This window comes from Bifidobacteriaceae bacterium (assembly GCA_031281585.1).
In the GTDB taxonomy this organism is placed as follows: Bacteria; Actinomycetota; Actinomycetes; order Actinomycetales; family WQXJ01; genus JAIRTF01.
The window spans coordinates 1-8,474 of sequence record JAITFE010000065.1; the positions used below are offsets into that span (position 1 = coordinate 1).

Genomic DNA, 8,474 nt, shown 5'->3' on the forward strand with positions numbered 1-8,474 from the left:
ACGAGCTCCATCGCTTTCTACTCGAGTTGTCTACACGAGTTGCGTAACAATCTATCCGTCGGCGGCGGCCATGTCCTGGGGCTTTTGCCCCAAGTCCGGCCAAGAGATTTCGCCTCCGCACCCACGACCCGAACCTCGGCGTCGAGGACGCGACCTTCGTCCTGGACTGAGGGTTCGCGTCGGTCGGGAGCATCGCCTGCCTCAGGTCGGAGCCCGGCAGGAGCCCGCATTGCATCCTCGGAGTCGCCTCCCGCCACAGGCAGCCCGCGAAGCCGTCGAGCGGGTCCGGGAGGGCATCGCGGACATCGCGGACCGGTTGACTGCGGCGTCTACAGGCAGGCTCCGGGGCGCGCCGGGCACGCTGCACGCCTTCTTCAGCCCCGCCCCGACCGGGGGAGGGCGGGTCGGCATCGTTGGTAGCACAGCGAGCGAAAGCGGAGGCAGGTCTCTCAGTCACGCCGGCACCTTGGGTCCGGCAGCCTGAGCGCTGACCGGGCCTTTGGTTTTGCCAGACAGGCCGAGGACCGTCAGCCGTACTGCGGGACGCGGCCGTGCATGGCGAGGCCGATGCCGCGCCGAGACGCGGCGCGGCGGAACTGGTGCGGACGGCATCGGGCACGCCGAAACCGGCGCGCGGCGACCCGATCTGAGCCGTTGGAGCCACGTTGCCAAGCCGGGAGGCCCGGAGGGCTGCCGCTGAAAGCTCGATACGCGGGAACCCGCGCGGAATGACAAAGGCGCGCCCACTGAGACGCGCAAGCGTGCCAATCTGGGCCGTCCTATCTGGGCGCGGGTCAGATGTCGACTGAGCGCCAGGGCTGAACGAGAAGCCGATGGCAGCGGACTGACCGGAAACTGACCGATTTCGACGACAGTGAACGGTCAACGCTGAAAGGCGGGACATCCAACTACGCCGCGTTCCAGGAGGTCATCGCGCGCTATTGGCAATGACCGGACATGCACCGAAAAGCGGCTGCCGCCAATGGAATGGGTCAAGGGTTCGATTCCCTTAGGCGGCTCCCGAAAAGACCTGGTCAGCCCCGGTTTCCGTGAACGCGGAGGCCGCCGAAAAGCGCCGATCCCAACAAGTCGCCAGCATTTTGAGCCCGGCGCGCGCGGGAGGCCCGACACCCTGTGCAGGTCGATGGGGGTGTTCGGGGCTTGAGCCCCGCGCGCGGGAGGCCCGAACTCGCCGTCCGGCTGGTTCCGGGCGTTTGCGGCCCTTCCGGGCGGCGGCGCGCACCTGCGCGGCATGGAGACCAACACACCCGCCCGGGCCGGGCGGAACTGCGGCCTGGAGCCGCTGATGATCATCGGCGAATTGTCCGAGTAGCTCGGCGTTCCGCTGTCGACGCTCTACGACTGGCGGACCTGCGGGGAGGGGCCGGTCGCCCACACCGCCGCCTCCCAGGAGGAAGACCGCTGGGCCGGCATCGGGCAACTCGCCGCCGAATACGAAACCATCGCCAACGCCGCCACCCAAGACCGATACGCCCGCCAAATCGCCCGCAGCGGCCTCCCCGCACAAGTCGCCGACCAGATCACCGGCAGCGCCCCGTTCCCCGCCGCAGCAGCCAACCTCGGCCGCCTGGAAGCCGCCGGCGCCGACACCAACCGGCTCCTCCGGGAAGTCGCGGACCTCGTCGCAGGTGCGGCCAACCCGGGAGACGCGCTGAGGCGGGTCATCGCCGTGGAATGGGCGCCGTCGCGCCCGCCGGCAGGCACCCCGGCGGCGCGGCTCATCGCCAGCCTCATCCCCGAATGCCGCATCCCAGTCGCCCCCGACATGCGCGCCGCCCTCGACCAACGCGCCAACATCATCCGCCAGCGAGCCGCCCACCTCGCCCAACACGCCATCCGGAACAACCACCCGTGGATCCAAGAACTCGGACCCAAACCCAACGGCGGTGACACGCTGCGCCGCTGGCAGGGAGCCGCCACCGCCATCGCCGCCTACCGCGACCGCTGGAACCACCAAGGCCCAACCGCCACCCGGCCCCGCGCAACCAGCCAACAAGAACGCACCGACGCCGCCCGTGTGCGACGCGCAGTGCGCCGACCCGTGCCGGCCACCTGTGGTGGCCAACCGCCCGCTTGGCAGCGACCGTCGCCCTGGCACGGGCCCGCCCTATGACCCCAGCCGCCGAAGTGTGTTGTGACGAGATCGCCAAGGGTGTCATCACGCGTCAGAAACGACCGTTTTGGGACACCAGTGCCCGGGGACCCGAGGGCGGTTAGGAGACCTGGCCTCCGTCTCGACCCAGGCGGCGTGTAACGGCACTGCCGAAGGCCATCAACAGTTCTACAGCGAAGGCAGGCACGCAGGCGCTCAAAGCAATAATCGCGCGCGCAAATGGTCTGGGGTTTCCTTCCGTCAGAAAGAGTGCCACAACGAGTGCCGTTGCCGCCGTTAGCGCAGCCAAGAATATGTGGCCCTTGGTGCGATAGAGTCCGAGGAAGTCAAAGTAACGAAAGAAGGCTGCGCCGACCGAGACGACCTGAAGCCTTTCGCCTAGGAGGGAGAAGGCGCGGCGCACCATTTGACGTTGCATTGTCCATCGCGCAGGTGGCCCCTCGATTAGAGCGGCCCGGATTAGGCTGGCCAACCAGACGGGACGTTCGCTGTTGGGAACGGCCTGCCACTCGGCGACCCATTCGCGGCGGCGCTCGTGTCCTTTGGGATATGCCTTGAGTATGATCCTCAGCATCAGCCCGGGCGCGAGTCGGAATGCGAGGTAAAGCGTCACGAGAACGGCGCAGATGACGACCCTGCCAAGCGAAACGATTAGGTCACCCATGCCGGCCCCCCAAAGAACGGCGCGAACCGCGCCTCGGTCTCGGCGCGGCGAAGGACGCCGCCGAGGCCTGTTCTCCCCTTGTCTGTCAGCGTGTAATAGCGGCGGGGCGGCCGCGAGCCGCCGGTCTCTTCGGCGTCCTCCCAGCCGTCGGCCAGCCAGCCCTCGTTGAGCATCCTGGTCAGCAGCGGGTACATGACGCCGGAGCGGACGCCTGACGACTGCGACAATTCGTAGCCCCAATGTCGGTCGTCAGGCGCCTCCATCAGCGCCACCGCCACCTGAACAAGGGAATGAGTCATCCTCATGCCTCGTAGTCTATATAGGTTCCGGCCGAAGAGCAACCTTTCCCTTCCCTTACCTGCGGGCTGGGCGGGAAGGAGGCCAGCGAGTCGCGCGGGCCGTGACCGCAATCGCAGGGCCCGGCGCCTTGGTTTAGAGCCGTCGGACGTACCAGCCAAACGAGCGGAAGCTCAGGGAACGCCAACCGGCACGCCAGGACAGTACCACTAGGTCGAGTCCTCTTATCCCGTCCAGCGTTGAGCGGTCAATCAAGCCGAAGTGGTGATAAGCCCTGGCCTGTAACAGGAGGCTTGTGCGGATCGCCCCAAACGTTGTGTCTGGGCGCCAGGAGTGGAGTCCTGCCACGATGCCAGTCGTCAAGCCTGAGAGGAGGATCATCGCGAGCACCGCCGCCAACGCGGGCGTCACGATGACTGCGTCCAAGGCCGCCCGCCCGGCTGCCAGAAGCCGGTGGCGCAGCCACTGCTGGAAGTGAGGTACCTCTTGACGCCACTTTGACCAACGGGCCGGTAGGCCCTCGCACAAGGCCACTTCCATCTGCTCGCTCACCCATAACGGACGCTTCCAATAGGGCACGGCTCGCAGCTCCGCCAACAACTCGGTACGACGTGGATGCGTCTTGGGAAACGCCACGAGAATAACCCTCAGGGCCACACCAGGCGCAAAACCGAATACTAGGCAGCCGAAGCCGAGATTGGCCCAGAGAATCGGCTGCGCGAGCGAAATGCCTAAGTCACCCATCTCGGCCCCTCGGGCAGTCGGGTGGAATGAGTCTTGGCCGCCCTGGGTCGGCGGACTGCCACTCTTCTGCGGTGTACGGGCACCGGCGCTGCGTGGCTCTTCTCCGGGCTGTCAGGTGGTGCATTTAGGGCAGTCGCGTCAGCGTGGGACACACGACACCGGACAGAGGTGCCCAGGTCGGCCGGGGTCGGTGTCGCCGTGAAGACGGCGCACGCGGTGCAACAGCCCATCGTCATGTGTTGAAGTCTATATAGGTGTCTCGCGAGACGCAACCCTTGACATGCACCCCGCGGTGCGGGGTCGGCGCAAGCCTGGAGCATCTCCCAAGGTGCCCGGGGATGGCGGTCCTACCACGCTTCGCCACCGGCGGAACCTTCCAATGCGTGTCGGAAAACGCCTGTCTTCTGACACTTGACCGACCGACGCACCCGATCTCAGGTGCGGATATGAGCGCCATGGCCGGGGGATCACCGGCGGACTGCCCCCATTCGGTCTATGGGGGCGAAGATTTCCAGCGCAAGCTGTCATCAAGAAGAAGAGACCGCCATGTCAACGGAACGTTCAAGGCCAAGTTGCGCCGGGCCACAGGTCTGTTTCCGACCGCGCCGCGGCGGCGTCCTTTGTCCAAGGGTCGCGATCAGTCCGCCCTCGGCGTCAGGCCGCCGCCAAACCACACGAGAAGCAAACCGATACCGACCGCTATCAGCGCGAGCAGCACAAGTCCCCACTGGCCATCGCCTGGGTCGCCCAATATCCCGCCGCCGAACCTCGCTCCGTTTATTGACCGAACCACGCATGCGATCAAGCTCGCCAGGCCAACAACGAGGAACAGCACCGCAAGGACTACGAAGAGGGCACTCATGTACCCAAACGATACAACCGGGCGCCACACCTGAAAAGGAGAAAACAAACGCCTCCGGCGCCGGCCGGTCATCCACTAGCGGCGAGAACTGCTGGCCTGCGATTTCAGACCGGCGGTTACGGACTGCAAGTCGCGTGAGGCGCATCGCACGATCAGTTTCGTCGCGCACCACATGGCCAAGCCGAGCCCAAGATTGAACGCTAGGCTGGCCAGCATTGGCCAGTGATTCTCCGACAGTTCGCGCCAGATCTCCGGGCCCACCATGGGCACCAATACCTTCGCCATCAGATCCTCGACTTGGGGGGTAAACGCACCCATGGCCGCAACGAACACCGCCCCGGTGCGACCGACGGCGGCTGCGGCATCGCCGCCGGGCGCGCGCTGAGTCTTCCGGCCTCGCTCCTCCCGCCGGGCGGGCATCGCTTCGCGCACAATTAGCTCTAGCAGCTCAGTAACCCAGCGCGCTCTCTGCTCCGAGGGGATCGCGCTCCAGTCTCCGAGCAGTTCCTTCACCCGCTCGTTCCCTTCGGGATATGCCTTCAGGACAATCCTCAACACCACGCCCGGCGCGAATCGGGTCATCACGCAAAGCAGCGCGAGGCAGAGCAGGGCAACGGCGGCGACAAGCGAAAGGGCTAGGTCGCCCATACTGGGCTCCTCCCGAAGAAGGGGGCGAATCGGGGTTCGCCCGCAGCGCGGCGGAGGACGCCGCCGAGGCCTGTTCTCCCCTTGTCTGTCAGCGTGTAGTAGCGGCGCGCTGGCCGCGTCCCTCCCGTCTCTTCGGCTTCTTCCCACCCGTCCGCGAGCCATCCCTCGTCCAGCATCCTGGTCAGTAGCGGGTACATGACGCCGGAGCGGAGGCCTGACGACTGCGACAATTCGTAGCCCCAGTGCCGGTTGTCAGGCGCCTCCATCAGCGCCACCGCCACCTGGACAAGCGAGTGGGTCATCTTCATAGCTCCCACTCTACATAGGGCCCGAACGAGGCGCATCCCTTCCGAACGCGAGTTATCGGGCGGGTGCGGTACAAGATCTGAGCGGACTCGTCGATCACACCCCAATCATGTGCCCCCGGGAGAAAATCAATGAGCTCACGCCCGACGAGCAGCGCGAACTGCCCCTTGCCCCTGAACATGACTGCTCTCACGCGGCGTCGGGTGCGCAAGTAGAGGCGGCTGACGACAAGCCCCCGGTCAAGAACGAGGACGACTTCGTGTTCGTGGTCCTGGGGGATGAGTGCGGCTAACGCGCCCCGAGCCGAGCGCATCGGCGCGGTGCTGGCCAGCAGGCGCAGCGCGCGCCTGGCTGCGGACAGCGCACGCCTTCGCTCTTCCCGGGTCTTGGCCCACCGCGCGGGCAGTCCCTCACGGATGGCAACCTCCAACTGCTCGGACACCCAGATTGGGCGGTACTTGTAGGGCACCGCCTGCATCTCTGCGGGCAGTTCGAGGCGTCGCGGATGGTTCTTGGGGAAAACCAGCAGAATCAATCTCAGGACGGCACCCGGCGCGACACCGTAAACTAGGCAGGCCACCAAGAGGCCCGCCAAGAAGCTCGACCCATCAAGCGAAACGCTTATATCCATGCCGGTCTCCTCTGCCCCGGAGCGATCTGGTGTCTGGCCATCTGGCGGCGCAGGAAATACCCATCTGTCGGCTTGGCGCCTCTGCCAGATGTGGTACTTTCCGAGACAGCGGCTGGCGGCTCTTGATCCAGCGTTCGCGTCGGGTCGAGGTGCGTAACGGCAGAGCACCGGGCCGCCGGACAGCGCGAGAACTCGTGGGCAGGGTCGCGGCAGTCGGGCGCGTTCGGCGCGATCCGCACGGCCTGTGCGCAGAAGCGGGCTACCTTCATATGTATAACTCTACCTAGGTCCCCCTCAAGATGCAATCTGCTCTCGCCGACACTTTGTGTGTGAGTGTTGGCGACAAATGGCGCGGTCCGCGAGCCGAACGGCACGTCGCCTGGTGGCAAAAACGTCGGTTTCCCGAAGACGCGCGCAGCGCCGCTGGTTGACACCTACGCGCCAGGCTAGCCGCTCGGCCTGCCCAGGTTGGCGTACACGGCGCCCCGCGACACCCCGAGGGTTCGCGCCACCTCGGCCACGCTCTTGCCGTCTGCGAGCAACTGCCGCGCCGCCGCGATCCGCTGCGGCGTCATCGCGGTTGGCCGCCCACCGGGCCGCCCCCGGTCCTTGGCTGCCGCGAGCCCCGCCACCGTGCGCTCCCGGATCAAGTCCGCCTCGAACTCCGCCAGGGCGGCGAACACGTGGAACACCAGCCTCCCGGCGGGGCTGGCGGTGTCGATCTGGTCCGTGACTGACCGCAGGTGGACGCCGCGCTCCCCGAGCGCCGCCACTATCCGCACCAGGCCGCCCACCGACCGGCCCAGCCGGTCGAGCATCCACACCACCAGCGTGTCGCCGTCAACCAGGCGTCCCAGCACGTCGTCAAGCTGGGGACGCGCCACCACCCTGCTCGACCCACACCCGTTCGCAGCCCGCACGCTCCAGCGCGTCAACCAGCAAAGCCGGGCTCTGCTCCGCTGTCGAGACCCGCGCGTATCCAATCGTCCTGCCCGCACGGGGCACGCTACCACCCGGCCAGGGCATCCCGTCTCGTCTCAAGGGGGTTGTTGACACGAGTTAAAGACACGATTCCACCGGCGTGTCGCGAGGCGTCAGAAAACGGACGTTTTCCGACACTCTCACCGCTTGTATCGTGAACCCATGAACATCCATGCTGCGGACCCGCTTGGTGACCAGTTGTCGCGCTTGGCGGGGCTGACCAACACCCTGGCCAACGTAGCTACCTTGTCCTGGGTTTCATGTACCGCGCTGATCGCAGCGGTTATGGGCGCTGTGTGGTACAAACGAAACGACTTGCGCAACCACTACTTCCTGTCGGCGGGCGCGGTGGCGGGTGGCGTGGTGCTCATGCACTACTTCATTGACTTCGGGGTTCGCCTCACCGGCGCAGGGACCGACTTAGCGGGTGCCTACGAGAAGGCGTGTGAGGCTGCGGACTCTGCGCTGTGTGTGGTCGGAGGAGAAACCGCCATGATCCACTTCGTTCCCACAGGGTTCTGGTACGGAACCGTGATATGGCGAGTCATCCTTGCGCTTTGGATAGGTCTTTGGCTGTTCATATTCTTTGGGAACCCGATGTCGAAACTGCTTGCGAAGATGCGGCGCAGCTTGGGGATAACCGTGAAGACAAAAGAGTGCCCCCCAACGCAGAAGGGCGATCCCCAGGTGGATATTCCGGTCGTCGGGGGCCGGTGTTCCGCTGGGACTGGGCCGGGGTTCCGGTTGGGCTGAGCCGTTGTTCCGTTGATGGGTGAGCCATCGTTCCGGTGGGGTGAGCCGCCCTCGGGCGGCTCACCCCGGCTCGGGGGTGTCAGCCCGGTATGTGGTTGAACTTCTTCCGCATCGACTCGACGCAGTCCATCACGGTCATGTGCGCGTTGGTGACTATCCGGTCGATGATGGCGTCGGCGAGGATCTTCTCCTCCATCCGGTCGTGCCACTGGCTGGGCGGCAGCTGGGTGCAGTAGATCGTTGAGGCGGCGCGGCAACGCCGGTCGACCAAAGTGTGGAGGGTTTGGACTTGGAGGCGGGTCGGCGCTGTCAAGAACCAGTCGTCGATCACGAGCCCTAACTCGTGCCACTGCCTTTAGTGCCCGGTTTCGGTGATCGCATCGAGGATGTCTTGCGCCTCGGGCGGCACTGCGGGCGGCAGCGTCAACCGTTTCCCGCCTATCTCGACCACCGC

At 65.9% G+C, this 8,474-nt stretch carries 12 protein-coding genes; 2 read left to right on the forward strand and 10 right to left on the reverse strand.

Annotated elements, in window-relative coordinates:
- Window positions 1-1,356 precede the first annotated feature (1,356 nt).
- A complete protein-coding gene (locus LBC97_07630) occupies window positions 1,357-1,611 on the reverse strand; it encodes a hypothetical protein (protein MDR2565916.1) in 255 nt (84 codons plus the stop codon).
- Window positions 1,612-1,690: 79 nt separating this feature from the next.
- Here LBC97_07630 and LBC97_07635 point away from each other — a divergent pair, with 79 nt between their 5' ends.
- Window positions 1,691-2,134: a hypothetical protein gene (locus LBC97_07635; protein ID MDR2565917.1), complete on the forward strand. Its 444-nt coding sequence runs from the start codon at window positions 1,691-1,693 to the stop codon at window positions 2,132-2,134.
- Between the two features lie 100 nt (window positions 2,135-2,234).
- Here the strand turns inward: LBC97_07635 and LBC97_07640 are convergent, their stop codons facing one another.
- From LBC97_07640 to LBC97_07675, 8 genes are all read right to left on the reverse strand, one after another.
- The gene (locus tag LBC97_07640) at window positions 2,235-2,798 is read right to left on the reverse strand and encodes a hypothetical protein (protein ID MDR2565918.1); all 564 of its coding nucleotides are present in this window, start codon (window positions 2,796-2,798) and stop codon (window positions 2,235-2,237) included.
- A complete protein-coding gene (locus LBC97_07645) occupies window positions 2,786-3,103 on the reverse strand; it encodes a PadR family transcriptional regulator (GenBank protein ID MDR2565919.1) in 318 nt (105 codons plus the stop codon). The genes LBC97_07640 and LBC97_07645 overlap by 13 nt, the downstream gene beginning before the upstream one ends.
- 127 nt (window positions 3,104-3,230) lie before the next feature.
- Window positions 3,231-3,839, reverse strand: coding sequence for a hypothetical protein (locus LBC97_07650; GenBank protein MDR2565920.1), 609 nt, complete (start codon window positions 3,837-3,839; stop codon window positions 3,231-3,233).
- Window positions 3,840-4,476: 637 nt separating this feature from the next.
- A complete protein-coding gene (locus LBC97_07655) occupies window positions 4,477-4,701 on the reverse strand; it encodes a hypothetical protein (GenBank protein ID MDR2565921.1) in 225 nt (74 codons plus the stop codon).
- Between the two features lie 75 nt (window positions 4,702-4,776).
- The gene (locus LBC97_07660; protein MDR2565922.1) at window positions 4,777-5,349 is read right to left on the reverse strand and encodes a hypothetical protein; all 573 of its coding nucleotides are present in this window, start codon (window positions 5,347-5,349) and stop codon (window positions 4,777-4,779) included.
- A complete protein-coding gene (locus LBC97_07665; GenBank protein ID MDR2565923.1) occupies window positions 5,337-5,657 on the reverse strand; it encodes a PadR family transcriptional regulator in 321 nt (106 codons plus the stop codon). Before LBC97_07665 ends, LBC97_07660 begins: the two co-directional genes overlap by 13 nt.
- The gene (locus tag LBC97_07670) at window positions 5,654-6,286 is read right to left on the reverse strand and encodes a hypothetical protein (protein ID MDR2565924.1); all 633 of its coding nucleotides are present in this window, start codon (window positions 6,284-6,286) and stop codon (window positions 5,654-5,656) included. Before LBC97_07670 ends, LBC97_07665 begins: the two co-directional genes overlap by 4 nt.
- Before the next feature lie 446 nt (window positions 6,287-6,732).
- A complete protein-coding gene (locus LBC97_07675; protein MDR2565925.1) occupies window positions 6,733-7,206 on the reverse strand; it encodes a recombinase family protein in 474 nt (157 codons plus the stop codon).
- 223 nt (window positions 7,207-7,429) lie between these two features.
- Between LBC97_07675 and LBC97_07680 the strand changes: the two genes are divergently transcribed.
- Complete coding sequence (locus tag LBC97_07680) at window positions 7,430-8,020, forward strand: hypothetical protein (GenBank protein MDR2565926.1); 591 nt, start codon at window positions 7,430-7,432, stop codon at window positions 8,018-8,020.
- A gap of 79 nt (window positions 8,021-8,099) precedes the next feature.
- Here the strand turns inward: LBC97_07680 and LBC97_07685 are convergent, their stop codons facing one another.
- A complete protein-coding gene (locus tag LBC97_07685; protein ID MDR2565927.1) occupies window positions 8,100-8,351 on the reverse strand; it encodes an ATP-binding protein in 252 nt (83 codons plus the stop codon).
- Window positions 8,352-8,474: the final 123 nt, after the last annotated feature.

Bases quoted from the DNA above. Each gene is read 5' to 3' on its own strand.
- LBC97_07640 (MDR2565918.1), bottom strand. From the start codon at position 2,798: ATGGGTGACCTAATCGTTTCGCTTGGCAGGGTCGTCATCTGCGCCGTT.
- LBC97_07645 (MDR2565919.1), bottom strand. From the start codon at position 3,103: ATGAGGATGACTCATTCCCTTGTTCAGGTGGCGGTGGCGCTGATGGAG.
- LBC97_07650 (MDR2565920.1), bottom strand. From the start codon at position 3,839: ATGGGTGACTTAGGCATTTCGCTCGCGCAGCCGATTCTCTGGGCCAAT.
- LBC97_07655 (MDR2565921.1), bottom strand. From the start codon at position 4,701: ATGAGTGCCCTCTTCGTAGTCCTTGCGGTGCTGTTCCTCGTTGTTGGC.
- LBC97_07660 (MDR2565922.1), bottom strand. From the start codon at position 5,349: ATGGGCGACCTAGCCCTTTCGCTTGTCGCCGCCGTTGCCCTGCTCTGC.
- LBC97_07665 (MDR2565923.1), bottom strand. From the start codon at position 5,657: ATGAAGATGACCCACTCGCTTGTCCAGGTGGCGGTGGCGCTGATGGAG.
- LBC97_07670 (MDR2565924.1), bottom strand. From the start codon at position 6,286: ATGGATATAAGCGTTTCGCTTGATGGGTCGAGCTTCTTGGCGGGCCTC.
- LBC97_07680 (MDR2565926.1), top strand. From the start codon at position 7,430: ATGAACATCCATGCTGCGGACCCGCTTGGTGACCAGTTGTCGCGCTTG.